Below are 24,236 nucleotides of genomic sequence, written 5' to 3' on the forward strand. Positions count from 1 at the left end.
CCGCCCCGCACCGGCGATCGGAAGGGGCGGGAGTGCGACCGGCCGGGCCGCCCGGGGCCGGCCGGTCGCACGCCGTTCGACTACAGGCCCCGGGCCAGGTGGTTGGTCAGGAGGCGGGTGAAGCGGGCCGGGTCGGGGAGGTCGCCGCCTTCGGCGAGCAGGGCGCCGCCGTAGACGAGTTCGACGATTTCGGCGAGTGCCGGGTCCTCCGCGTTCGTCGTGTGGGCCGAGCGCAGGGCGGTGATCAACGGGTGCGTCGGGTTGAGCTCCAGGATGCGCTTGACCGGGGGCATCTCCTGGCCCATCGCCCGGTACATCTTCTCCAGGGTCGGCGTCATGTCGTGGGCGTCGCCGACGATGCAGGCCGCCGACGTGGTCAGCCGGGACGACAGACGCACCTGCTTCACCTGCTCGGACAGCGTCGTGGTCAGCCACGGGAGCAGGGCGGCGAAGTCCTCGTCGCGCTTGGCCTTGTCCGACTCGGCCTCGCCGTCGCCGTCGGCGGGCTCGTCGAGGTCGACCTGCCCCTTGGCGATGGACCGCAGCGCGTGTCCGGAGAAGGCCGGGACCTGGTCGACCCAGACCTCGTCGACCGGGTCGGTGAGGATCAGCACCTCGTACCCCTTGGCGGCGAAGGCCTCCATGTGCGGGGAGTTCTCCACCATCGCCCGGGTCTCGCCGGTCAGGTAGTAGATCGCGTCCTGGCCGTCCTTCATGCGCTCGACGTACTCGCGCAGCGTGGTGGTCCGCTCCGGGTCGTGCGTGGAGGCGGCCGAAACCAGCTCCAGCAGCGCCTCGGTGTTGTCGGTGTCCTCGAGCAGGCCCTCCTTCAGCGCCCGACCGAACTGCGCCCACAACCTCGTGTAGCGCTCGCCGTCCTTGGCCTGCGTGTCCTTGATCGCGCCGAGGACCTTCTTCACCAGGCGCCGGCGCACCCCGCGGATCTGCCGGTCGTGTTGCAGGATCTCGCGGGAGATGTTCAGCGACAGATCGTGCGCGTCCACGACACCCTTGACGAAGCGCAGGTAGTTCGGCATCAGCGCTTCGCAGTCGTCCATGATGAACACCCGCTTGACGTACAGCTGTACGCCGCGCTTCGTCTCGCGCGAGAACAGGTCGAACGGGGCCTGCGACGGGATGAACAGCAGCGCCTCGTACTCGAAGTTGCCCTCGGCGCGCATGTGGATCGTCTCGGCCGGGTCGAGCCCGTCGTGGCTGATCTGCTTGTAGAACTCGGCGTATTCGGCCTCGGTCACCTCGCTGCGCGGCCGGGCCCACAGCGCCTTCATCGAGTTGAGCGTGTCGACGCCGTGTGTGGTGACGCCGTCGGCGTCGGTCCGCTCCGTCGCCATCCGGATCGGCCAGCGGATGAAGTCCGAGTACTGCTTGACGATCTGCCGGATCTTCCACTCGGACAGGTAGTCGGCCAGCCCGTCCTCGCTGTCGGCGGTCTTGAGGTGCAGGGTGACCGAGGTGCCCACGGGCAGGTCGTCGACGGCCCGGATCTCGTAGGTGCCCTCGCCGTCGGACTCCCACGCGGTGCCCGAGTCGGTGCCCGCCCGCCGGGTGCGCAGGGCGACCTTGTCGGCGACCATGAACGCCGAGTAGAAGCCGACGCCGAACTGTCCGATCAGGTTCTGCGCCGCGGCGCCGTCCTGGGTCTCCTTGGCTTCCTTGATCTTCTCCAGCAGACCGGCCGTGCCGGATTTGGCGATCGTGCCGATCAGTTCCACGAGGTCGTCCCGGCTCATGCCGATGCCGTTGTCGCGCACGGTCAACGTGCGGGCGTCCTTGTCGACGGACAAGGCGATGTGCAGGTCGGACGTATCGACCTCGAGGTCGGAGTCGATCAGCGACTCCAGCCGCAGCTTGTCCAGAGCGTCGGAGGCGTTGGAAATCAGCTCACGCAGGAAGATGTCCTTGTTCGAATAGATCGAATGGATCACCAACTGGAGCAACTGCCGGGTCTCGGCCTGGAATTCCAACGTTTCGACACTGCCACCCGTGCCCACTGTGGGGTCTCCTTATATCGGTGTCGTCATATCGGCCTGGTCTCAGCCACGACACGATATGGCGGAGCGCGCAAACCCGTCCACACGACTCGCGTCCCGGCCGGTCGGCGACCGGCGATTGTAGGGGGCGGCACGCGTGGCCGGGATCGGTCCGGCAGACGAAGCGGGAGGCCGCTCGTGGTGCGGGCGGCCGATGTTCGGCCCGGGACGCGTTCGTAGGGTCGTGCACGTTCATACGAGGCATCCGCGCGTCCCCCCACCCGCCCCGCCGGATTGCGGACCCTGCCGCCGCCCGTGCCGCCGCACGCCGATCCGTTCCGCGCCGGGACGCGGGTCGCCACGCGGTGACGCGTCGCCTCGACAGTGCGCCGACAGCCGTGACCGGAGCGGGTGTTCGGGTGCGTCCGCGGATCGGACTCCGGAGACGAGCATGACGAGAACGTCAGCGCACCGAACGAGTGAACACCACCCCGACGCGGCGATCGCCACGGTGACGGCGATGGCACCCCGTCGGCGCGCCCGCCCCGCACGCCGGGTCCTGGCCGTGGGCCTGGCGCTCGCCGCCTGTCTGGGCGCGATATCGGCGACGGCGTCGGCGGCCGAACCCGACGACGCCGGCAGCGCGGCGAACTCCGCCGCCGGACTGGAGCGTTACCACCATCAACGGCTCGACTGGCGCAGTTGCGTCCTGGGCCCGGACGACACCGTGGGCCACGATCTCGAACGCGGCGGCGCCCGCTGCGCCGACGTCACCGTTCCGCTCGACTACACCGATCCCCGGGGTCGCACGATCACCGTCGCGATCTCGCGGATCCGGGCGAGCGACACCCGACACCGGATCGGCACGATGCTGACCAACCCGGGCGGCCCCGGTGGTTCGGGCCTCGACCTGACCCCGGGCCTGCGTACCGCGATGAAGGAGGTCGGCGCGCGCTACGACCTGATCGGCATGGATCCGCGCTTCGTCGGCCGCAGTACGGCGCTGGACTGCGGATGGCCCATCGGGACCAACCTGTTCTCGGCCGGCCTGAGTCGGGCGAGCTTCGACCGGCAGGTCGCGCTGCAGAAGGATCTGGCCGACCGGTGCCGGGCGAGCAACGGGGCGGTGCTGCCGTACATCACCACCCGCAACACCGCCCGCGACATGGACGTCGTGCGGGCCGCGCTCGGCGAGCGGCGCGTGTCCTACTTCGGCTATTCGTACGGCACCTACCTCGGGACGGTCTACACCCAGATGTTCCCCGGCCGCGTCGACCGGGTCGTCCTGGACGGCGCGCTCGACCCGCGCCGGTACGGCCCCCGGGTGTTGCGCGGCAGCGAGGGCGAGAACGATCGGGCACTGTCCGACTGGGCGGCCTGGACCGCGCTTCGGGACGACACCTACCACCTCGGCCGAACCCGTGCCGAGGTGCTGGCCACGGTGACCCGCGTCCAGGAGGCGTCGGCGCGCGACCCGCTCGTCGTCGGTACCGCCCCGGAGGTCTTCCGGCTGGACGACAGCCGGGTCGGGTTGGTGCTGCTGATGGACAACGCGGACGACACCGACGCGGCGCGGGCGGCGTTCGCCGACGAGATGGCCACCCTCGCCAGGGCCGCGGCGGGGCAACCGGCGCCGCTGTCCCCGGAGTTCGCGGGGAAGTTGCGGATGTTCCTGACCGCCGCGACCGGTCCCACCGGCGTCCAGACCGCCATCCTGTGCGGGGACGTGGCCGCGCCGCGCGATCCGGAGGTGTACTGGCGCGACATCGAGGCCGCCCGCGTCGCGCACCCGCTGTACGGCCCGTTCACCAACAACATCGTGCCGTGCGCCTTCTGGGACGCGCCGCGCGAGGAGCCGGTGCGGGTACGGCGTGACGTGCCGATGCTGATCGTGGCCGCCGACGGCGACCCGCGGACCCCGTACACCGGCAGCGTGGCGCTGCGTGCGCTGGTGCCGAGTTCCAGGCTGCTCACCCTTCGGGGAGCCAACCGGCACGCCGTCTACGGGCTCTACGGCAACTCCTGCGTGGACGACCGGGTCAACGACTACCTGGCCACGGGCCGACTGCCGAAGACGGACCGGACCTGCGTGAAGTAGCCGGGAGGCGAGTGCCCCGCCGACCCGAGGTCGGTGGGGCACCGTGCCGCGGCCGGCTCAGCCGACACCGCGTGGGCGGAACTGGATGCTGATGCGCGGTCCCGTGGCCCTGGTCGTCTTGGGGATCGCGTGCTCCCAGGCGCGTTGGCAGGAGCCGCCCATCACGATCAGGTCGCCGTGTCCGAGCGGGCGGCGCAGCACCGGCTCGCCGCCGCCGCGCGGCCGGAGCAACAGATCGCGCGGCGTGCCGACGGACGCGATGGCGACCATGGTGTCGGCGTGGGCGCCGCGGCCGTCGCGGTCGCCGTGCCAGGCGACGCTGTCCCGGCCGTCGCGGTACAGGCACAGGCCGACGCCGACGAAGGGCTCGCCCAGCTCCGCCGCGTAGTGCGCGGAGAGCCGGTCGCGCGCCTCGGCGAGGGCGGGATGCGGCAGCGCGTCGGCGGCGCGGTAGTGGGCGAGCAGCCGGGGGACGTCGACGACACGTTCGTACATCAGCCGTCGTTCGGCCCGCCAGGGAACCGACTCGGCGAGTGCCGTGAACAGGGTGTCGGCGCCCTCGACCCACCCGGGCAACTCGTCGATCCAGGCCCCGCGGCCCAACACGGTGCGGCGCAGCCCGCGTGGCGGGCCGACGTGGACGACGTCGCCCTGGTCGAAGAGCGAACCCTGGAGTGAGCCGGACATTCCGCCACGATACCCCATCGAATCGAACGCATATTCGAACGATCCTCGGTGCGGCCCCCGCTACCGGTCGACCGGCTCCCACCCGGGCCGGGGTTCGCCGGCGCCCGGTGGCCGGGCGTCGCGGCTGCGGTAGACGACGTACGGGCGGAACAGGTAGCCCACCGGCGCGCTGAAGGCGTGCACCAGGCGGGTGAACGGGAACAGCGCGAACAGCAGCATCGCGAGCACCACGTGCACCTGGTAGGTGATCGGCGCCCGAGCCATCAGCTCGGTCCTCGGACGCAGGTAGGACAGGCTGCGAAACCACGGGGAGATGGTCTCGCGGTAGTTGTGCTCGTGCGGGCCCACCGTGTTCCACAGCGTGGCGGCGGTGCCGGCGAGGATGGTGCCGGCGAGGAAGAGGTACATCAGCTTGTCGTTGCGGGTGGTGGCCAGGAAGACCGGCCCCGTGGTGCGCCGGCGGCGGATCAGCAGCACGATGCCCGCGATGGTCGCCGCGGCCGCGGCCAGGCCCAGGGCGGTGGCCGCCACGTGGTAGGCGTGTTCGCCGACGCCCACCGCGTTCGTCCACGACTGCGGGACGAGCAGGCCCACGACGTGGCCGGCGACCACGAACAGCAGCCCGTAGTGGAACAGCGGGCTGCCGACGCGCAGCAGTCGCGACTCGTAGAGCTGGGACGAGCGGGTGGTCCAGCCGAAGCGGTCGTAGCGGTGCCGCCAGACGGTGCCGCCGATCAGGACGACCAGGGACAGGTAGGGCAGCACCGCCCACAACATGGTGTTCATCGGCCGGCTCCGGGGTGTGCGATGGCGGGGGCGTCGCCGAACGCGGCCAGGCCGACGTCCTCGCGCGGCGGTCCCGCGTGGGCCAGGGCGCGGGCCTCGGCCCGATCCCTGGGGGAGGGGCCGGGCAGCGTCGCGCACACGGCCTCCAGGACTCGCGCGTACGGGGTCCGCGCGTCGTGCAGCGCGAAACGCAACAGTTCGATGCCGGGGCGGTGTTCGCACAGCAGCGCGGTGCCGGCCTCGGCCGCCTCCGGACCGCCGACGGCGGCGAACTCCAGTACGGCGGGCAGGAAGTCCGGCAGTTCCGTGCCGACGAAGTCCAGACCGTGCGCGCGGTAGAGGCGCTTGAAGCCGACCAGCGCGGTGCCGCGTCGGCGGGTGTCCCCCTCGCGCCACCAACTCAGGTACAGGCTGCGCCGGTTGCGCAGGTCGAAGACGGTGACGTAGTGCGCGGCGAGCCGGTCGGCCGGCCAGGCGCACACCTCGTCGAGGAAGTCGGTGAGCGGCACCGCGGCCGGGCTCGGGGCGATCTCGGCCAGCGCGGCGCGCAGCAGCGGTACCCGGGCGTGGAAGTCCCGGTCGGGGTAGTGCAGGCACAGCGCGGCGGCCTGGCGGAGCACCGCGGTGGTGTGCCGGTGGCGGGTTCGGCCCGCGCGGGGCCGGAAGCGGTCGGTGAACGCCTTCATCGGTCGGTCTCTCCCGGGTCGTCGCGCCGCGCCTCGTCGTGGGGTGGGAACAGCCCGGCCGGGCGGCCGTTTCCGTCCCAGTTGAGCAGGTTGACCCGTGCGCCGGGCCCGGCGGTGTCGGCGGGTCGGTCCGCGGTGCCCCGGTCGCGCAGGGCGTGGAAGTTCTCCACGCTCACCGGTACCGGCCGCCCGGACGCCTCGCCGAACGGGCCGGATCCGCCCATGCCCGGGCCGCCCGCGAAGTCCAGGCTGCAGCCGTCGGGCAGGGCGGACTCCTCCAGGCGGGCGGCGTCGCCGATCGCCGCGGTCGGGATCACGTAGCGTTCGTCGTACTTGGCGATGGCCAACAGCCGGTACAGGTCCCGGACTTGCGTGCCGGTCAGCCCGACCCGGGCGGGGATCGCCTCGTCCGGCTCCTCGTCGAGGTTGATCGCCCGCATGTAGGAGCGCATCGCCGCCAGTCGCTCCAGCGCGGCGCGCACCGGCGCGGGGTCGCCGGCGGTGAACAACTCGGCGAGGTATTCGAGCGGTACGCGCAGGGTGTCGATCGCGCCGAAGAGGTTGCCGGCGTCCTCGCCGTCGTGGCCGGTCGAGGTCAGCGCGTCGACCACCGGGGACAGCGGCGGGATGTACCAGACCATCGGCATGGTGCGGAATTCCGGATGCAGGGGGAGTGCCACCCGATACTCGGCGATCAGCGTGCGCACCGGTGAGCGGCGGGCCGCCTCGATCCAGTCGTGCGTGATGCCGGCCGCCTCGGCCGCGCGCCGCACGGCCGGGTCCTCGGGGTCGAGGAACACGCCCAACTGGGCGGGATACAGGTCGTGTTCGTTCTCGACGGAGGCGGCGGCGAGTACCGCGTCCGCGTCGTAGAGCAGGACACCGAGGTAGCGCAGCCGGCCGACGCACGTCTCCGAGCACACCGTCGGCAGGCCCACCTCGATCCGCGGGTAGCACATGGTGCACTTCTCGGCCTTGCCGGTCTTGTGGTTGAAGTAGACCTTCTTGTACGGACAGGCGGTCACGCACATCCGCCAGCCCCGACAGCCGTCCTGGTCGACCAGCACGATGCCGTCCTCGACCCGCTTGTACATCGCGCCGGACGGACACGCGGACACGCACGAGGGGTTGAGGCAGTGTTCGCAGATCCTCGGCAGGTAGAACATGAAGGTCTGCTCGAACTCGAAACGAATCCTGTCGGCGACCTTCTCCCGGGTCCTGGCCACCATCGGGTCCAAGTGGCCGAGTTCGCCGGTGCCGCCGAGATCGTCGTCCCAGTTGGAACTCCAGGTGATCTCCATCGGCTTGCCGGTGAGCAGGGAGCGTGGGCGGGCGACCGGGATGTCGTCGCCGAGCGGGGCGTCGGTCAGGGTGCGGTAGTCGTAGGTCCAGGGCTCGTAGTAGTCCGTGATGGTGGGCAGCCTGGGGTTGGCGAAGATCCGGCTCAGCCGGTGCCACCGGCCGCCGGAGGCGAGTCGCAGTCGGCCGCGCCGGTTGCGCCGCCAGCCGCCCTGCCAGGTGTCCTGGTCCTGCCAGCGGCGCGGATAACCCTGCCCGGGGCGGGTCTCGACGTTGTTGAACCAGGCGTACTCGACGCCGCCCCGGTTGGTCCACGTCTGTTTGCAGGTGACCGAGCAGGTGTGGCAGCCGATGCACTTGTCGAGGTTCATCACCATGGCGATCTGGGCCATCACGCGCATCTCAGTACTCCACGTCCTGCGAGCGGCGGCGGATCACGGTGACCTCGTCGCGTTGGTTGCCGGTGGGGCCCAGATAGTTGAACGCCCAGCTCAGTTGCGCGTATCCGCCGATCAGATGGGTGGGCTTGAGGAGCACGCGGGTGAGCGTGTTGTGGATCCCGCCGCGCCGGCCGGTGCTCTGTGCCCTGGGGACCCCGACGGTGCGGTCCTGGGCGTGGTGCATGTAGACGGTGCCGGTGGGCATGCGGTGCGAGACCACCGCGCGGGCGGTGACCACGCCGTTGCGGTTGACCGCCTCGATCCAGTCGTTGTCGCGCACCCCGATCGCCCGCGCGTCGGCGGTGCTCAGCCAGATGGTCTGGCCGCCGCGCGAGAGGGAGAGCATGAGCAGGTTGTCCTGGTATTCGGAGTGGATCGACCACTTGTTGTGCGGGGTCAGGTAGCGGACCGTCACCTCGTGGGCGCCGTCCGGGCCGAGCACGGGCTCGCCGAACAGCCGGTGCATGTCCAGCGGCGGCCGGTACACCGGCAGCGCCTCGCCGAGTTCGTGCATCCAGTCGTGGTCGAGGAAGAAGTGCTGGCGGCCGGTGAGGGTGTGCCAGGGCTTGAGGTGTTCGGTGTTGAGGGTGAACGCGGTGTAGCGCCGACCGCCGGCCTCGCTGCCGGACCATTCCGGCGAGGTGATCACCGGCTCGGGCCGGGCCTGGGTGTCCGCGTAGCCGATCCGCCTGCCCTCGTGTTCGGCGGCCAGGTGCGCCATCGCCTGCCCGGTGCGCGCCTCGAGGGTACGGAAACCCTGAACGGCCAATCTGCCGTTGGTCGTTCCGGACAGCGCCAGGATCGTGTCGCAGGCCCGGACCGCGGTGTCGATCAGCGGCCGACCGGCGGCGACACCGGTGCGGGCGGTGCCGTTGAGCCGGCGCAGGTCCTCGACCTCGGCGCCCACGTCGAAGGCGATTCCCTTGACGGGCAGGCCCAACTGCTCGGCGAGCGGGCCCAGCGCGGCCATCTTGGCGGCGACGGCCGTGTAGTCGCGCTCGACCACGGTCAGGTTCGGCATGGTCCGGCCCGGCACCGGCGGGCAGTGGCCGGCCCGCCAGTCCGCCGCGATCCCGCCGGGTTGGGCGATCTCCCCGGGGGTGTCGTGTTGGAGGGCGGTGGCCACCAGGTCACGGCGGGTGTCCAGGTGCCCGCGCGCCAGTTCGCCGAACCGCGCCGCGATCGTGTGGAACGCCTCGAAGTCGGTACGGGCCTGCCACGGCGGGTCGATCGCGGGGGTGAACGCGTGTACGAAGGGGTGCATGTCGGTCGAGGACAGGTCGTGCTTCTCGTACCAGGTCGCGGCGGGCAGCACCACGTCGGACATCAGCGTGGTGGACGTCATCCGGAAGTCCAGCGACAGCAGCAGGTCGAGTTTGCCCTCCGGGGCCTGGTCGTGCCAGCGCACGCCCTGCGGGCGGGAGCCCGGCGGCGCCTCCTCGGCGCGCAGCGAACTGTCGGTGCCCAGAAGGTGTTTGGCGAAGTATTCGGCGCCCTTGGCGGAGGAGCCGAGCAGGTTGGAACGCCATACGGTGAGCACTCTCGGCCAGTTGTGCGGCGCGTCCGGGTCCTCGCACGCGAAGCCCAACGCGCCGGAGCGCAGCGCCTCGACGGTGTGCTCGACCGGGTCGACGCCGGCGCGTTCGGCCTCGTCGACCAGGTCGAGCGGGTTGCGGTCGAAGGTGGGGTAGGAGGGCATCCAACCCAGTCGCGCCGAGGTGGCCAGGCAGTCGGCGGCGGTCGTCCCGGTCAGGTCGCCCGCGCCCAGCGGGGAGGCCAGGACGTCGGTGGTGAACCCGTCGTAGCGCCACTGGTCGGTGTTCAGGTACCAGTAGGCCGTGCCGATCATCTGCCTCGGCGGCCGGGACCAGTCGTTGGCGCTCGCGAGGGTGGCCCACCCCGTGGCCGGCCGGCACTTCTCCTGGCCCACGTAGTGTGCCCAGCCGCCGCCGTTGCGGCCCTGGCAGCCGGTGAGTTGCAGCAGGGCCAGGAAGGTGCGGTAGATCGTCTCGGAGTGGAACCAGTGGTTGGTCCCGGCGCCCATCAGGATCATGCAGCGGCCCCCGGACCGCTCGGCGGTGTCGGCGAACTCCCGCGCGATCGCGACGGCGCGCGCGGCGGGCACCGAGGTCAGCGTCTCCTGCCAGGCGGGCGTGCCCGGTTGGGTCGCGTCGTCGTAGCCGACGGGCCACGTGCCGGGCAGGCCGTCGCGGGGTACCCCGTACTGGGCCAGAAGCAGGTCGAACACGGTGGTGACCAGCGGGCCGCCGGGGCCGAGGCGGCGGGCCGGCACCCCCCGGCGCAGCACCTCGCCGCGACCCTGACCGTGCTCGCCGCCCTCGGTGTCGAAGCGGGGCAGCAGGACCTCGACGCCGCGTGCGGTGGGGTCGCGGTACAGGGTGAGCCGGGGGCGGACGCCGGCCAGGTCGAGGTTCCAGCGGCCCCGGCCCGATTCGGTCCAGCGGAAGCCGATCGAGCCGCCGGGCACCACCGGCTCGCCCGTCGCGTCGTCGAGCAGGACCGTCTTCCAGTCCGCGCCCTCCTGGGTCGAGGCGGCCCCGTCGGCGGCGAGGTCGGCGGCGCGGACGAACTTGGCGGGGGTGTACGCGCCCGGCTCGTCCGCGCGTTCGGTCAGCGTGACCAGGAACGGCAGGTCGGTGAACTGCTTGACATAGGTGTCGAAGAACTCGACGGTCCGGTCGACGAAACATTCCTTGAGGACCACGTGGCCCATCGCCATGGCCAGCGCGGCATCGGTGCCCGGGTGCGGGTGCAGCCATTCGTCGGCGAACTTCGCGTTGTCCGCGTAGTCCGGCGCGACCACCACCACCTTCTGCCCGCGGTAGCGCGCCTCGGCCATCCAGTGCGCGTCGGGCGTGCGGGTGACGGGCACGTTGGTGCCCCACATGATCAGGTACGCCGCGTCCCACCAGTCGCCCGACTCGGGCACGTCGGTCTGGTCGCCGAACACCTGCGGGGAGGCCACCGGCAGGTCGGCGTACCAGTCGTAGAAGGACAACATCGGCGCGCCGATCAGGCTCATGAAGCGGGCGCCGGCCGCGTGCGAGACCATCGACATCGCCGGGATGGGGGAGAACCCGGCGATCCGGTCCGGTCCGTGGCGCGCGATGGTGTGCACATGCGCCGCGGCGACGATCTCCACCGCCTCGTCCCACGTGGCCCGGACCAGGCCGCCCCGGCCCCGGGCGCGTTGGTAGCGCCGCCGGCGCTCGGGGTCGGCGACCACGTCGGCCCAGGCCAGGACCGGGTCGCCCAGGCGTTGTCGGGCCTCGCGGTACAGCTCCAGGAGCACGCCGCGCACGTAGGGGTAGCGCACCCGGGTGGGTGAGTAGGTGTACCAGGAGAACGCGGCGCCGCGCGGGCAGCCGCGCGGTTCGTACTCGGGGCGATCGGGTCCCACCGAGGGGTAGTCGGTGGCCTGGGTCTCCCAGGTGATCACGCCGTCCTTGACGTAGACCTTCCAGCGGCAGGAGCCGGTGCAGTTGACGCCGTGGGTGGAGGTGACGACCTTGTCGTGGCTCCAGCGCTCGCGGTAGAAGACGTCGCCCTGTCGGCCGCCCTTCAGGTATTGGGCGCGCAGGTCCGGCGAGACCACCGCGTCGCGGCGGAAGAAGCGCCCGGTACGCAGGAGCAGGTCGCTCGCGCGGCCGTCCAGGCCGGGGGCCGGGGGTGGGTCGGTGGGCGGGGGCGAACCGGTGTCCATGACGACCCTTCGGGATGAGGCTCCGCATGCCGAGTTGCAGTAAATGTCCTATATGTAGGGCTTCGATGGTGGGACGCGGGTGCTCGGCTCACCGTGTCCGCCCGTCGGGACGTGTTGTTCGCGCGGACGTGGCGGATGATCAACCGGAACACGCCTCGGCGGATTCCTGCCCGCGATTGGGTGGCAGCGGCCCGATCCGCGTGGACCGGGCCGCATCGAGCAGGGTGCGTCCCATCCCCCGAACGATGGGCGCGCGCACCCGTTGAGGAGCTGAGAGCCCGTGTCACCCATCCGTCGCCGCCCCGCGACCGCGCTCGCCCTGACCGCGCTGCTCGCGGCCGGACTCACCACGGCCGCACCCGTCGTGTGGGCCGCCCCGTCCGAGCCGACCGCCGCCGCACGGACCGGTGTTCCCGCCATCGACCTCGACCGCGCCGCCGCCGGCGACTTCGGCCCCTGCACCACCACGGTGCGCGGCGTGCTGAGCAAGCCGCTCACGATCGCGTCGGGCATCACCTGCCTGGACGGCGCCACGGTGCGGGGCCCGGTCCGGGTCGAGCCGGGCGCGGGCCTGATCGCCACCAGGTCGACCGTCACCGGCCCGGTCTCGGCACACGGCGCGACCGCCCTCGTCCTGGCCGACACCACGGTCGGCGGCCCCGTCACGGGCACCGACGCGATCGGCGTCACCGCACTCCTGTGGTCCCGCGTCGGCGGCCCCGTGCACCTGGCCGGAAACAAGGGCCCGAGCCAGGTGCTCGCCAACACCGTCGGCGGCCCGCTGAACTGCGCGGGCAACACCCCCGAGCCGACGAACGCCGGCCTGCCGAACACGGTGAAGGGCCCGAAGTCCGGCCAGTGCGCGTCGCTGTAGCGCCGCGGCGGCCACGCGCCGCACCGTGACCGACCGCGCCCCGTACGACCGCTCCCGGCGGCCGTACGGGGCGTCACCCGGCGGGTTCCAGGGGTGGCAGGGCGATGGTGGGGTCGCCCAGGAGGACCAGGCTTTGGCGGTCGAGGGCCGCCACGCGGAGTCTGGTGAGGGTTTCCCGGACCGAGGTGTCGCCGTTGGCCAGGGCGTCGCGCAGGCGGGCCCAGCGGGTGTGCAACTCGCCGACGTCGGCGCGGTATTCGGCCAGGGCCAGGCCCAAGGGCTCGCCCGCGTACAGGTGGCCGGACAGCGCGGAGACCAGGCGGCCGCCGAGACCCTGGCCGGTGTCGTCGACGCGCAGGGTCCAGCTGAAGGTCGGCTCCACGTGGCCGATCACGGCCCGCACCGGGTGTTCGCGACCGAGCAGTTCCAGCGGCGCCGGGGCCACCATCGTGCCCAGGCCCGCGACCGCCTCCACCGTGCCGAGCGCGGAGCTGCCGACCGGAAGCAGCCCGGCGTAGAAGCTCTCGCCGGCCGCACCGGCCGAGCAGCACGCCTGGGCGTACCACACACACCCACCCGGCATGCCGTCGCACAACGTGCGCAGCGGCACGGTGGTGTGCGTGGCGTCCACCGGCAGCCCGAGCATCGCGCGCATCTCGGCGGGAGCGTCCAGCGGACCGGTGCGGCCGTGACCGGAGGTGGCGAGCAGCCCGGGGCGGAGGTCGGCGAGGGCGCCCACGAGTGCGTCGCCGGTCGCCTCGGCCGCGGTGACGTCGCGGAATTCGGCGAGCGGGGGCGGGGTGAGCCGCGCCGCCAGCGGAGCGGCGATCACCGCGCGCATCAACGCCGTGATGTCCAGCGGACCGTGGTCGACCGTCCAGGTCACCGCCCGGTCGGTACGCGCCTCGGCGCCGGCCCAATCCGCGAGCAGCGCCCGGACGTAGTGGGCGAGCGCGTCCCCGGCCAGCGGGATGCGCCCGACCAGGTGCCTGGTGCCCAGCGCGTACTGCACGGACCAGGGGATCACGTCGGGGCCGCCGATGATCGCCACGTACTTCGGGAGCCGGCCCCGCCCGGTCCCGAACTCCGACAGTCCGATGGCCGGTTCCTGGGGCGGGTCGGCGGCGAAGTACCGGCGCAGCAGGTGGTCGGGCAGCTCCGGACTCCAGCGCAACACCGCGGTGCCCGGCCGCGCCGCCAACAACTCGCGCACCGGTGCGGCGGCGTCCTCGCCGGCCGCCTTCGCCGCGTCGGACACCTGCGGATCGGTGCTGTCCGGCAGCAGGATCCCGTAGCCGACGTCGGCCGAGCGCCAGTCCCTCGGGTCGGCCGGGGCCTCGAACGGAAGCACCGCCTGGGAGCGCGGCATGCCGCCTTTTCCGGCACCCCACGAGGCCGCGCCGGCGTCGATCGTGGCCCGCGCGACCTCCTCCCCGGTCCAGGCGTCGAGTTGGATGTCCGCCGGCAGCGTCATCGGCCCGCACCCGCCAAGCGTGCCCGCAGATCGGCGATCAACGCGTCCACCTGCGCCAACAGCGCCGGATCCGTGGTGACCGGATCCAGCGTCGCCCGGAAACGCTCGTGCGTGTCGAGCCGCCCCTGGAGGTTCGCCAACTCGGACGAATCCGCCGCCGAACTCGCCGCGATCCGCAGCGGGTCGTCCTGGAGGTAGAGCACGGGGTCCGACCACGCCTCGCTCTCGTCCGGATCGTCCCGGGCCAGCGCCTGGCGCGGGGCGGTGAAGGTGGCCGCCCAGTCGATCTCGTGCTCGCCCGGGTCCTCCAGCGTGCCGCGGACGGTGGCGAGCACCTCCGGATACAGCGCCGCGCAGAATCGATCCGTGTCGTTCAGGTCGACCAGCCTGCGCATGCCCGCGACCGCCGGCAACCCCTGCGAGACGAGGTCGTGGGCGAGCGAGAGCGTGTCGGACGTCTGCGCCGTCCGACACGCGCCCAGGACCACCAGCCACGGCGCGCACGGGATCAACGCGACCACCAGGTCCGGCAGTTTCAACTGCACCGAGCCCACGGGCTCCCCCGCGTCGAAGTCCGCCGTGTGGGCGAAGGCGAGCGTTCGCACACCGCCGGCCGCGCCACCGTGACACAGCAGGTGCACCAGGTGCGGCTTGGCCGCGGTGATCCGCTTGGCCAACTCCGGCGCGGTACCCGGGAGCACGTCGGCGGTGACGTCGGGGCGGCCGGCCGCCGCGACGCGGTCGAGCACGGCCCGCTCGGCGCTGATCACATGCAGCCGGGTGTCCAGCGCCCGCGCGTCGGGCAGCGCGCCGGCCGCGAGCAGCGCGTCGAGTTGGGACACGCCGGTGCGCCCCGCCGCGGACAGGACGGCGACGATGCGCAGCGGTGGGGTGAACGTGCGGCGATCGACGGGGCTGCGGATCGCGGCGATGCGCACGATCGGCCAGCGCGCGTCGAGCGCGATGAACCCCTGCGCCGCGGAGTGGAGTTGTTCCCAGGGCAGCCGGTCGGCCAGGTTCGAGACCATGTGCAGGTACAGCGGAGTCGGTCCGGCGGCGGGCGGCCGGGCGAGGGCGGCGCTCAGGCCCTGGCTGACCGCCGGGTGCCGGCACAGCCGTTTCAGCAGCGCCTCGCCCCGGCCGGCGACGGTGCCGCCGGGATCGGAGACGTCGGTGACCCGATTGGCGCCGAGCCCCGGGATGTTGGCGGGCGCCTCGCGCAGTTTGAGCACGGTGCGCTCGTCCCCCAGCGGTTCGAAGCCGAGCACGGTGCGCATCACGTCTCCCGGATACGTTCGTCGACGAGCGCGCGCAACTCGGCGATGGCCTGGCCGACTCCCAGGTCGTACGCCTGCTTGGCGGCCGGGGTCTCGCCGGGGACGCCGGCGGTGCGGACCAGCGACGCCACCTGGTTCTCGATGTAGCGCGTGGAGGAGGCGACCCACATCGGCACCGAGTCGGCGTTCGCGTAGCGCGCGGTGATCTCGTCGCCGCCGGCCATGCCGAGCGCGTGCGGCAGGACCTCGGTGCTGCTCCTCGAATCCGCGATCGGCGCCCGCCCGCTGAGCCAGGACATCCCGGGCGCCTCCGGATCGGGCCAGGCGTCGCGGAGCGCGGCGCCGACGAACTCGGGCTGGAGGTGCACGAACAGCGACGGGTCGCGCGGGATCGGCACGGTGCCCGGTTCGCCGGCGATGAACGCGTGCGCCTGGGCCAACGCGTATCCGGCGGGATCCCGCGCCACCGAGCTGTAGAACGTCGGCCCGGCACGGCGCAGACCGATGTGGTCGGCCATCATGCGGATCGCCGAGTCGCACGGATTGTCCGGCGGTGAACCGAGGGACAGCACGGTCGCCCCGACGCGGTCGGCGAGGCGTCGTACCCGGTCGGCGGTGACGAACGCGCGGGTGGACCGGTCGGTGCCCGTCGCGGGATCGGGGTTCACCGACAGCACCGGTCGGATGCCGTCGAACGTGCCGTCGGTGACGATGTGCAGCGCTCGCACCGCCTTGCCGTCGAGTCCGCCGGCGATCCAATTGCCCCACAGCGGCGGTCCGGTGGCCGGGCCCGGGCCATCGGGTCGCGGCGGTCCGGACCGGGCGTAGCGCCGTGCGCCGTCGGGGTCGTGGACGTGGATCAGGTCTCCGTCGCGCCCGGTCGACAACAGCGCCCGCAACGCCTGTTCGCCGCCCCGCTCGGTGAATACGTGTACGTCCACCCGGCCCGCGACGCAGGCGCGAAGGGAGGCCACGAACGCCGAGAGGTATCCGGCCACCCACGGCGCGTCCGGCGCGGTGGACAGCGCGACCGCCACGGTCCACATCCGTCCCGGATCGGATCCGGGCGGCAGGCGATCGGGCACCCGGACCAGCGGCCGACCCGCGGCCGCGACGAGGGCGCCCTCCCACGGCACCCCGCCCAGGTGGCCGTAGGGCGGGACCAGCCGCAACCAGAGCGCGGTATCCGCCGGGAACTCGGCGCTCAGGCAGCCCACGACGCCCTCGACCAGATCGTCCGGCACGGTCGGGTCGCACGGGGGTTCGACACCTTCCGAGAGCCCGAATCCGCCGTAGTCGAAGTCGCCCCGCCAGTACGTCCTCGGGCCCTTCGGCGTCGGGCCCTCCGGGGGGAAGCCGAGCAGTTCGACCGTCGCGATCGGCGACGCGCGCCCGAGGTCGAGCCGCACCCGAAGCATCGCCAAGTGCCATTTCTCGACCGGGGCCTCGGACATCACGACTCCTTCGATGCGGGCGGCGAAACCGCGGCTTCCCGGCGATTCGGGCCGCGGCGGGTCGGCGGATCCGGTTCCTCAGCCCGGTCCGGCCAGGGCGTGCATGGCCCACCAGGTCGCCGGATTGCTGACGTCGCCGTGTCCGGAGATGGCGGGATTCCCGTCGATCTCGACCCCGCCGTCGACGGCGATCACCCGAAGGCCGCCGCCGAGGTCGTAGTGCTCCGAACCGGGTACGGCGGCGGATCGCCGGGTGGAGACGGCGTCGACCCCGGCGGGGCCGAACCCGCCCAGTGCGCCGTACAGTTCCGGATCGCCGATCGCGGCCACACCCGGTTCGCCCAGTTGACCGCCGCGCATCGCGAGATGAAAGAACCGGGTCAGCGGATCGTCGAACGCGGAGAACGTGGTGAGCAGGGGCCGGTCCACCAGGTCGAGGGCGGCGTGGTAGCCGCCGGAGCGGCCGGTGCCGGCGACGTCGGCCGCGAAGCACCAGCGGTTGACGGCCGCCTGGAGCAGCAACATCGACCGGGCGGGCCGGGTCGGCGCGGCGGCCACGAGCGCCGACAAGACGACCTTCGCGCCGAACGAGTGGCCGATCAGATGCAGCCGCACCGCGCTCTCACGCAGGATGTGCGCGACGAGCGGGCCCACCCCCTTGGCGCCCACGTCACCCGCACGGGCCTTCATCGTCCACACCGTCGCGGTCCGCAGCAGGCTGCGCGGATCGAAGCCGCCGCCCGCGACCAGCAGCCCCGGCGTGGTGGGGTGCGCGACGCCGAAATCGTCCGGGGCGGCCGGTGGGGCCGCGGCTCCGCCGCCGTCCAACGCCGCCCAGACGCCCAGGAATTCCTCGGCGGTGGGTGGCGGTGAGCCGTCGTCCGGGTCGCGCCCGGCGCGCAGCGAGTCGAGCACGATCTCGGCGGCGCGTCGCGCGTCGGCGGCGTCGATCGTGGTGCGGCCGTCCACCAACTCGACGAACTCCGGGTCGGATTCGGCCTTCAGGGCGCCGGTGACCAGCCCGAACATCTCCTCGACCTGCCGGGCTCCGGCACCGTCGGGATCCGGCTCGGCGGCGATGTCGGGGCCGGCCTCCCACGGCATGACGAAGCTCGTGGAGGGCCAGATGACGCCGATCAGCAGCGGTTTGTAGTCCGGCGGGAGCGGGAGGGCGAACTGCCGCCGCTGCTCGATGAACCCGTTGACGAAGCTGCGATAGCGGTCGAGGGCCTGCGCGAACACGTTGTTCCAGCCGTGCGAGAACAGGAAGACGTCGCTCACCCCGGCGAGCCGGTCCTTGATCTCCTGTTCGGCGACCGGGCTGCGCAGTCCTCCGTCGCGGTCGTAGCGGAGCAGGTAGAGATCCGCCGTCGAGCCCCCTTCGAGCGGAAACTGTTGAAAAGGACCAGACATCGTCCGGCTCCATGTTCGTGCGACAACGGCGCTCCGTACGAGTGCGGAGCGATCCTGCTTCCATGCTTCCCCTCCCTCCGGACCGGGGCAAGCGGGGGCGGGCCGGTGCGGTCGGGCGGGTGCGGCCGGGGCGCGGCCGTCGGGGCGGACCGGGTCGGGGCCGGGCGCCCGGGGACGGCGGGGGCGAGTCGGGTCGGGTGGTGCCGCCCGGCCGGGTTCGGGCCGGGTCAGCCCGTGTCGCGGGTCAGGAGTCCGGTCGCCTGTGCCTGCACGGTGCCGTTCGGGAAGGCGGTGTAGTAGTCGTACTTGAGCTTGTTGCCCGGGACCCTGTCGAGCACGACCCAGCCGCCGCGCGCGCACCGCTGCCCCGGATCGCGGACGATGTCCTCGCGCAGGACGACCCGGTCGGCGCGGACGGCGGCGCGGTCCTCGGTCTCCAGGGTCAGGGTTCCGGAGCAGTTGCCGCCGGGGTAGTCCGACTCGCCGACGACGGTTCCGGCCTTGCCCACGTGCAGTCGCAGGGTGACGGTGAAGGTGGCGGTACCGACGGCGCTCCCGCGCCAACGCGCGGCGAAGTCGGCCGGCAGTCGGCGGGTGGTCGGCTGCGCGGTCGGGCGCGGGCTCGTGCTCGTGCTCCTGCTCGGCCCGGAGCCGGTGGGCGGCGGACCGTCGGGCGGCCTCGTGGTGGTCGACCGGGCGCTCGGACGGGTGCTCGCGCTCGCGTCGGTGCCCGGATTCGTTCCCGGGCTCGCGCCGCCGTCCGGGGAATCGATCGTGATGGTGGTGCCCGGGTCGGCCTCGAGCAGCACCCGCCCCGGCGAGAACTCCTGGACAACCCGGCCCTCCAGCGTCACCCGCAGCCCCTTCGCGGCGGCCACCCGGTAGACGTCCTCCTTGACCCGGCCGTCCTCGCGATGCCGGATCACCACGACGAGTTCGTTGCCGGCGGTCGCGGCCTTCCTCGAGTAGTCGACGCCGCCGTCGACGCTGAACGTGCCCGCCGGGGTGACCCAGCGCGCCCCGAGCGACACGGAGATCTTCCCGCGCGTCGAGATGGAGAACCTGATCGGCCCGATGGCGTAGCCGAGCACCGGGTCGTCGAGACCCGCCTTCCGCTCGCCGTCCTCGTCGAATCCCAGGTAGCCGCACGACGTGGCGCCGAACAACGCCATCACCGTGCATACCGTGACCAGTCCCGCCCGTGTCCCGACCCGCCGCACCCGCATCGCGTTCCTCCCCCGAGAACACCCGCCGTGGAGACGAGTATGCGCCCGAAATCGGCCGAACGTGCGGAAACCGCCTCGGTGGGGGCACGCGGGTGTCGCCCGGCGGGGAATCCGCCGGGCGACACCGTTCATCCGTGCGTTCGGGCCGGTCTCAGCAGGCGCCGAGGTCCTGCCAGACGCCCCACTGGCCGGTGGTGCCGGGCGTCTCGCCGGTCGTCCACCACTTGGCCTTCCAGGTGTGGCCCTGGTACGAGACCTGTTGTCCGCCGGTGTAGACCGTGCCGGAGGCCCACGGCGGGGCCGTGCACTGGTGGCCGTTGCCGCCGGTGATGGTGAGCGTGTAGCTCGCCGAGTGGCTGACGGACGTGCCGACGCCGGTCACCGTCAGGGTGTACGTACCCGAGACGGCCGCCGTCGTCGTGGTGATGGCCAGCGTCGAACTGCCGCCCGCCGTCACCGATGTCGGACTGAGCGAGACCGAGACGCCGGTCGGGGCGCCGGAGACGGTGAGGTTCACCGTCTGCGCCGAACCCGCCGTCACCGAGGTGTTCACCGTGCTGGTGGTCGAGTTGCCCGCGGCGACCGTTCCGGAGGCGGGCGTCGTCTGTACCGCGAAGTCGTCGGTCGGGGTCGTCGTGCCGCTGGTGAACGGCGCGAAGACGTGGCTGAAGTCCCACTGGTTGCCCGGGATCCCCGAGCAACTGTCGGAGGAGGCACCGCAGTTGCCGCGGTCCCGCTGGAGCGCCCAGAAGGAGAGCGTGTTGATGCCCTTCGACACCGCCCAGTTGTACACCTGCTTGGCGTTGGCCAGGGTGAACGTCTCGGCCGCGCCGAAGTCGTCGATGCCGGGCATCTCGGTGACGCCGATCATGCCCCAGAGCTGCGTGGGGGTCTTGCCCGGGTAGAGCTGCGCGAGGGTGTTGTACAGGCCCTGCGCGGCCGTCTCGGTGTCGTCGGCCATGTTGTGCGTGGCGTTGTCGTAGTAGTCGAACGTCATCAGGTTGACCACGTCGACCCGCGTGCCGTTGCTCACCGCGTTGCGCAGCAGCGCCACGCTGTTCTCGGCGAGGCCGTGGGTGGTGGTGGGCAGCGTGTAGGAGATCTCGATCTTGCGCCCGTTGGCCGCGGCCCAGTCCTGGACCAGCTTGATCGCCTTGTTGCGGCGGTCGATGCCGGCCGTCTTGTCGAGCGCGTCGACCTCGATGTCCATGTCGAGGCGGGAGATGTCGTAGGTCGTGATGACCTTCTTGTACACCTCGGCGATCTGGTTGACGTCGGTGCAGCTGTCCGCGATCTCGGTGTTCGTGGTGTCCGCGGTGTAGCCGCCGAAGGAGGGGATCACGTCCCCGCCTCGGCCCTGGATCGTCTTGATGTCGGCGCCGAACGTGGACTGGGCGATCGGCATGCCGGTGTCGCCGTTCCAGTACGCCGTGCAGGAGCCCGAGGTGGCGGTCTGCAGGAATGCCATGGTCAGGTGCTTCGCGCCCGACTGGGCGGACAGCGCGGCCGGGCTGTCTCCGGTCCACGCCTCGAAGTAGGGGGCGAAGACGTGCGCGGGCAGGGGAGTCGCGGCCTGGGCGGGGCCGGCTCCGAAGGCGGTGAGGCTCACCGCCGCGGCGGCGGTGACGGTGGCGGCGACGGCCGCTCGTAACGTACGGAGGAGTCGCATGTGCGTGCGTCCAGACTGTGAGAGGGGACGGACCGCCGTCGCTTCGCGTGGCTCGGCGGCATCGGTATGAGATAGCTCACGCGGTATCCAAGTCAATGGTCTGGACCAAAAATGGACTAGACCATTTTTGCGAGCCGCGACGCCCCGCCCCTGGCCGGACCCGTTTCGGGGCGGCCGACCACTCGCGTGGGCAATGTTCGCCAACCCTTTTGTCGCGGGCGCCGGCAGGCCCGGCCGGGTCCCGGTGCGCGCTTGTCGTCGCCGTTGGCGAGGCCGGTGTGTGCCATGAGGGGCGACTCGCGTCCCGCCGTGGTCACCTTTGGGTTCCTCGGGCACCGGAAAGTGCGTTCTTCCAGGTCAGCGTTCGCTCTCCTATGGTTTCCGAGTAACCATCGGAGACCACTACGGAGGTAGCGCCATGGCCGTCACCCTCACGAACCCCGCCGGACTACCGGAGATCGACGTGTATCGGCAGGTGTCGGTCGGCACCGGGTCGAAGCTGGTCTTCCTCGCCGGGCAGGTGGCCTGGGACGCCGACGGAGTCACGGTCGGCGAGGGCGATCTCGCCGCCCAGGTCGAACAGTGCTACCGCAACGTCGGCACCGCCCTGGCCGGTGTCGGCGCGACCTTCGACGACGTCGCCAAGCTCACCGTGCACGTGGTCGACTGGACGCCCGACAAGATGCCGCAACTCCTCGACGGCATCGCCCGCGCCGCCGCCGCGCTGGGTGTCACGCCGGTGGCCCCGGCCACCCTCCTGGGCGTCGCCGCCCTGGACGTTCCCGCCCATCTGGTCGAGGTGGAGGCCATCGCGATCCTGGACTGAACCGACTTCCCCGAACTCCTTGTCCACCGATCGGTGGACAAGGAGTTCCGTCGGTCGAGGCTGTCGAGCCAACCGGCCCGACGAACAGGATTCGGACATGACGAAACTTCCTGTTCGAGTGGCCGGGTGGAGTGCTCGGCGTCCCTGGTGGGCGATCGCCGGCTGGGTGCTGTTTGTCGCGTTGTGCCTGGGGGCCGGCATCGCCGCCGGGACGAACACGGCCACCAGCGAGGACTATCGGGTGGGCGAGGCAGGGCGCGGGGAAGCGCTGGCCGCCCAGGGCGGCCTGGAGCAGCGCCCGATGGAGCGGGTGCTGATCACCGCCGAGGCCGGCGCGGAACGAGTGGGCCCCGAGGCGGACGCCGCGGCCGCCGAGATCGCGGACCGGATGCGGCGACTGCCCGAGGTGTCGTCGGTCGGCGCGCCGGTGCGCTCGGCCGACGGCAGGGCGCTGCGCGTCGACGTCACGATGAAGGGCGAGGAACAGGACGGGAAGAAGCACGTCGACCCGCTCCTGGCGCAGACCGCGAAGGTGCGGGCGGAACACCCGAAGCTGCGGATCGCGGAGAGCGGCGGCCCCTCGATCAGCAAGGACGTCCAGGGCCAACGCGGCGACGACCTCGCCAAGACCGAGATGATCGCCCTGCCGATCACGCTGATCACCCTGTTCATCGTGTTCCGCTCGGCGGCGATGGCCGCCGTGCCGCTGGTGCTCGCGCTGTCCGCGATCGCGGCGGCCGTCGGCCTGTCCATGCTCGCGTCGCACGTCTTCCCGGACGCCGGGGTCGGCACCAACGTGATCCTGCTGATCGGCCTGGCCGTCGGCGTCGACTACGCGCTCTTCTACCTCAAGCGCGAACGCGAGGAACGGGCCCGCTCGGGCGGGCGGCTCGACTCCCGAGCCCTGGTCGAACTGGCCGCCGCCACCTCCGGACACGCCGTCGTGGTCTCCGGGCTCGCGGTCGCCGCCTCCAGCGCGACGCTGTTCCTCGCCGACGACGTGATCTTCTCCTCGATCGCCCTCGGCGCGATCGTGGTCACGGTGGTCGCGGTGATCGGCTCGTTGACCGCGCTGCCCGCGCTGCTGGTCAAGCTCGGTGCCCGGGCCGAACGCCGCGCCGCCGCCAGGGCCGAGCGCGCGGCCCGCCGGGGCAAGCCGGTCGCCGCGAAGCCCGCGCGCAGTGGTGCCGGCCGGATCACCTCCGCCGTGTTGCGGGTCACCGCCGCCCGCCCGGCCGCGACGCTCGCCGTCTCCGTGTTCGCCATGCTGGCCCTGGCCGCCCCGCTCGCGCACCTGAAGCTGACCGACATCGGCCGCGAGACCTACTCCAGGGACCTGCCCGCCATGGACACCTGGCATCGGCAGAACGAGGCGTTCCCGGAGCTGAAGTCGATGCACCAGGTCGTGGTCCGCGCCGACGCCGGCCGGGCCGACGAGGTGGCCGGCGCGCTGCGCGAGCTGGAACGGCGGGCCGAGACCGACCCGGCGCTCTCCGGCATCGCCGAACTGCGCACCTCGCCCGACCGCCGGATCACCATGCTGGAGCTGCGCGTACCGCACTTCGTCAGCACCGACGCGGCGCAGGACTCGCTCGATCGGGTCCGCGACGACCACGTACCGGCCACGGTCGGCCGGCTGCGCGGGGTCGACGTGGCGGTCACCGGCGACGTGGCCCGCTACGCGGACTATCCCGAACACCAGAAGACCAGGCTGCCGATGATCGTCACGTCACTGCTCCTGGTGACCTTCGTGATCACCGTGATCGCGTTCGGCTCGGTGGTCCTGGGCCTGCTCGGCATGCTGCTCAACCTGCTGTCGGCCGGCGCCGCGCTCGGGCTGCTCGTCCTGGTCTTCCAGGGGAGTTGGGCCGAGGGGCTGCTCGACTTCGACTCGACCGGTTCGATCGGCTCCAGGGTGCCGCTGTTCCTGTTCGTGATCCTGTTCGGATTGTCCATGGACTACCAGGTGTTCGTGATCAGTCGGATCCGCGAGGCCGTGCGGCGCGGGGCGACGACCCGGCGGGCCGTACTCGACGGGATCGGCAACTCGGCGGGCGTGGTCACCAGCGCCGCGTTCGTGATGGTCACCGTGTTCGCCAGTTTCATCGGCCTGCACCTGATCGAGATGAAGCAGTTCGGCTTCAGCCTCGCGGTGGCCGTGCTCCTGGACGCGTTCGTGATCCGGATCATGATCCTGCCCGCCGCCATGCTGCTGCTGGGCGAGCGCAGCTGGTGGCCGGCGATCGGGCTGCGCCGGAGCCGCGAGCGCACCCCCTCCGCCGAGGTTCGACCGGTCCGAAACGTAGGCTGAG

The 24,236-nt window shown here is 72.1% G+C and carries 16 protein-coding genes; 4 read left to right on the forward strand and 12 right to left on the reverse strand.

Translation table 11 applies throughout. The features are described 5' to 3' along the window. Positions 1–80: 80 nt before the first annotated feature. Positions 81–2,012, reverse strand: coding sequence for a molecular chaperone HtpG (htpG, locus tag EMA17_RS16275; protein WP_126637735.1), 1,932 nt, complete (start codon positions 2,010–2,012; stop codon positions 81–83). Positions 2,013–2,511: 499 nt separating this feature from the next. On the opposite strand from htpG, the gene EMA17_RS16280 reads away from it, so the two are divergent. Beyond that, positions 2,512–4,089, forward strand: coding sequence for an alpha/beta hydrolase (locus EMA17_RS16280; RefSeq protein ID WP_126637922.1), 1,578 nt, complete (start codon positions 2,512–2,514; stop codon positions 4,087–4,089). A 57-nt stretch (positions 4,090–4,146) separates the two neighbouring features. Here EMA17_RS16280 and EMA17_RS16285 read toward each other — a convergent pair whose 3' ends face one another. The 5 genes from EMA17_RS16285 to EMA17_RS16305 are packed head-to-tail and all read right to left on the reverse strand — an operon-like array spanning position 4,147 to position 11,711. Beyond that, complete coding sequence (locus tag EMA17_RS16285) at positions 4,147–4,776, reverse strand: alpha-ketoglutarate-dependent dioxygenase AlkB (protein ID WP_126637736.1); 630 nt, start codon at positions 4,774–4,776, stop codon at positions 4,147–4,149. A 60-nt stretch (positions 4,777–4,836) separates the two neighbouring features. Then, the gene (narI, locus tag EMA17_RS16290; RefSeq protein ID WP_126637737.1) at positions 4,837–5,562 is read right to left on the reverse strand and encodes a respiratory nitrate reductase subunit gamma; all 726 of its coding nucleotides are present in this window, start codon (positions 5,560–5,562) and stop codon (positions 4,837–4,839) included. Next, positions 5,559–6,248 (reverse strand): nitrate reductase molybdenum cofactor assembly chaperone, encoded by a 690-nt coding sequence (narJ, locus tag EMA17_RS16295; protein ID WP_126637738.1) that lies wholly within the window; start codon positions 6,246–6,248, stop codon positions 5,559–5,561. Before narJ ends, narI begins: the two co-directional genes overlap by 4 nt. Next, on the reverse strand, positions 6,245–7,948 hold the full coding sequence (gene narH / locus EMA17_RS16300) for a nitrate reductase subunit beta (RefSeq protein ID WP_126637739.1): 1,704 nt from the start codon (positions 7,946–7,948) through the stop codon (positions 6,245–6,247). Before narH ends, narJ begins: the two co-directional genes overlap by 4 nt. A 1-nt stretch (position 7,949) precedes the next feature. Further along, positions 7,950–11,711, reverse strand: coding sequence for a nitrate reductase subunit alpha (locus tag EMA17_RS16305; protein ID WP_126637740.1), 3,762 nt, complete (start codon positions 11,709–11,711; stop codon positions 7,950–7,952). Positions 11,712–11,991: 280 nt separating this feature from the next. On the opposite strand from EMA17_RS16305, the gene EMA17_RS16310 reads away from it, so the two are divergent. Continuing rightward, complete coding sequence (locus tag EMA17_RS16310) at positions 11,992–12,585, forward strand: hypothetical protein (protein WP_126637741.1); 594 nt, start codon at positions 11,992–11,994, stop codon at positions 12,583–12,585. Between the two features lie 73 nt (positions 12,586–12,658). Here EMA17_RS16310 and EMA17_RS16315 read toward each other — a convergent pair whose 3' ends face one another. The 6 genes from EMA17_RS16315 to EMA17_RS16340 form a co-directional block, all read right to left on the reverse strand. Next, entirely contained in the window at positions 12,659–14,059 is a 1,401-nt protein-coding gene (locus EMA17_RS16315) for a hypothetical protein (protein ID WP_126637742.1), read from the reverse strand. Further along, positions 14,056–15,336, reverse strand: coding sequence for a CHAT domain-containing protein (locus tag EMA17_RS16320; protein ID WP_126637743.1), 1,281 nt, complete (start codon positions 15,334–15,336; stop codon positions 14,056–14,058). Before EMA17_RS16320 ends, EMA17_RS16315 begins: the two co-directional genes overlap by 4 nt. Continuing rightward, positions 15,336–16,790 carry a hypothetical protein gene (locus EMA17_RS16325; protein WP_126637744.1) on the reverse strand — a complete coding sequence of 485 codons (1,455 nt, stop codon included), beginning with the start codon at positions 16,788–16,790 and terminating at the stop codon, positions 15,336–15,338. Before EMA17_RS16325 ends, EMA17_RS16320 begins: the two co-directional genes overlap by 1 nt. A 78-nt stretch (positions 16,791–16,868) precedes the next feature. Continuing rightward, on the reverse strand, positions 16,869–18,203 hold the full coding sequence (locus tag EMA17_RS16330; RefSeq protein WP_126637745.1) for a hypothetical protein: 1,335 nt from the start codon (positions 18,201–18,203) through the stop codon (positions 16,869–16,871). A gap of 227 nt (positions 18,204–18,430) precedes the next feature. Further along, entirely contained in the window at positions 18,431–19,429 is a 999-nt protein-coding gene (locus EMA17_RS16335; RefSeq protein WP_126637746.1) for a hypothetical protein, read from the reverse strand. 151 nt (positions 19,430–19,580) lie between these two features. Further along, complete coding sequence (locus EMA17_RS16340) at positions 19,581–21,098, reverse strand: chitinase (protein ID WP_126637747.1); 1,518 nt, start codon at positions 21,096–21,098, stop codon at positions 19,581–19,583. A gap of 418 nt (positions 21,099–21,516) precedes the next feature. On the opposite strand from EMA17_RS16340, the gene EMA17_RS16345 reads away from it, so the two are divergent. Further along, positions 21,517–21,924 (forward strand): RidA family protein, encoded by a 408-nt coding sequence (locus EMA17_RS16345; protein ID WP_126637748.1) that lies wholly within the window; start codon positions 21,517–21,519, stop codon positions 21,922–21,924. Positions 21,925–22,021: 97 nt separating this feature from the next. After that, complete coding sequence (locus tag EMA17_RS16350; RefSeq protein WP_126637749.1) at positions 22,022–24,235, forward strand: MMPL family transporter; 2,214 nt, start codon at positions 22,022–22,024, stop codon at positions 24,233–24,235. The last annotated feature ends 1 nt before the right edge of the window (position 24,236 follow it).

This window comes from Embleya hyalina (assembly GCF_003967355.1).
Lineage (GTDB): Bacteria > Actinomycetota > Actinomycetes > Streptomycetales > Streptomycetaceae > Embleya > Embleya hyalina.

Excerpts from the sequence above, each read along its gene's own strand:
- EMA17_RS16280 (WP_126637922.1), top strand. The coding sequence starts at position 2,512 with ATGGCACCCCGTCGGCGCGCCCGCCCCGCACGCCGGGTCCTGGCCGTG.
- EMA17_RS16285 (WP_126637736.1), bottom strand. The coding sequence starts at position 4,776 with ATGTCCGGCTCACTCCAGGGTTCGCTCTTCGACCAGGGCGACGTCGTC.
- narI (WP_126637737.1), bottom strand. The coding sequence starts at position 5,562 with ATGAACACCATGTTGTGGGCGGTGCTGCCCTACCTGTCCCTGGTCGTC.
- narJ (WP_126637738.1), bottom strand. The coding sequence starts at position 6,248 with ATGAAGGCGTTCACCGACCGCTTCCGGCCCCGCGCGGGCCGAACCCGC.
- narH (WP_126637739.1), bottom strand. The coding sequence starts at position 7,948 with ATGCGCGTGATGGCCCAGATCGCCATGGTGATGAACCTCGACAAGTGC.
- EMA17_RS16305 (WP_126637740.1), bottom strand. The coding sequence starts at position 11,711 with ATGGACACCGGTTCGCCCCCGCCCACCGACCCACCCCCGGCCCCCGGC.
- EMA17_RS16315 (WP_126637742.1), bottom strand. The coding sequence starts at position 14,059 with ATGACGCTGCCGGCGGACATCCAACTCGACGCCTGGACCGGGGAGGAG.
- EMA17_RS16320 (WP_126637743.1), bottom strand. The coding sequence starts at position 15,336 with ATGCGCACCGTGCTCGGCTTCGAACCGCTGGGGGACGAGCGCACCGTG.
- EMA17_RS16325 (WP_126637744.1), bottom strand. The coding sequence starts at position 16,790 with ATGTCCGAGGCCCCGGTCGAGAAATGGCACTTGGCGATGCTTCGGGTG.
- EMA17_RS16330 (WP_126637745.1), bottom strand. The coding sequence starts at position 18,203 with ATGTCTGGTCCTTTTCAACAGTTTCCGCTCGAAGGGGGCTCGACGGCG.
- EMA17_RS16335 (WP_126637746.1), bottom strand. The coding sequence starts at position 19,429 with ATGCGGGTGCGGCGGGTCGGGACACGGGCGGGACTGGTCACGGTATGC.
- EMA17_RS16340 (WP_126637747.1), bottom strand. The coding sequence starts at position 21,098 with ATGCGACTCCTCCGTACGTTACGAGCGGCCGTCGCCGCCACCGTCACC.
- EMA17_RS16345 (WP_126637748.1), top strand. The coding sequence starts at position 21,517 with ATGGCCGTCACCCTCACGAACCCCGCCGGACTACCGGAGATCGACGTG.
- EMA17_RS16350 (WP_126637749.1), top strand. The coding sequence starts at position 22,022 with ATGACGAAACTTCCTGTTCGAGTGGCCGGGTGGAGTGCTCGGCGTCCC.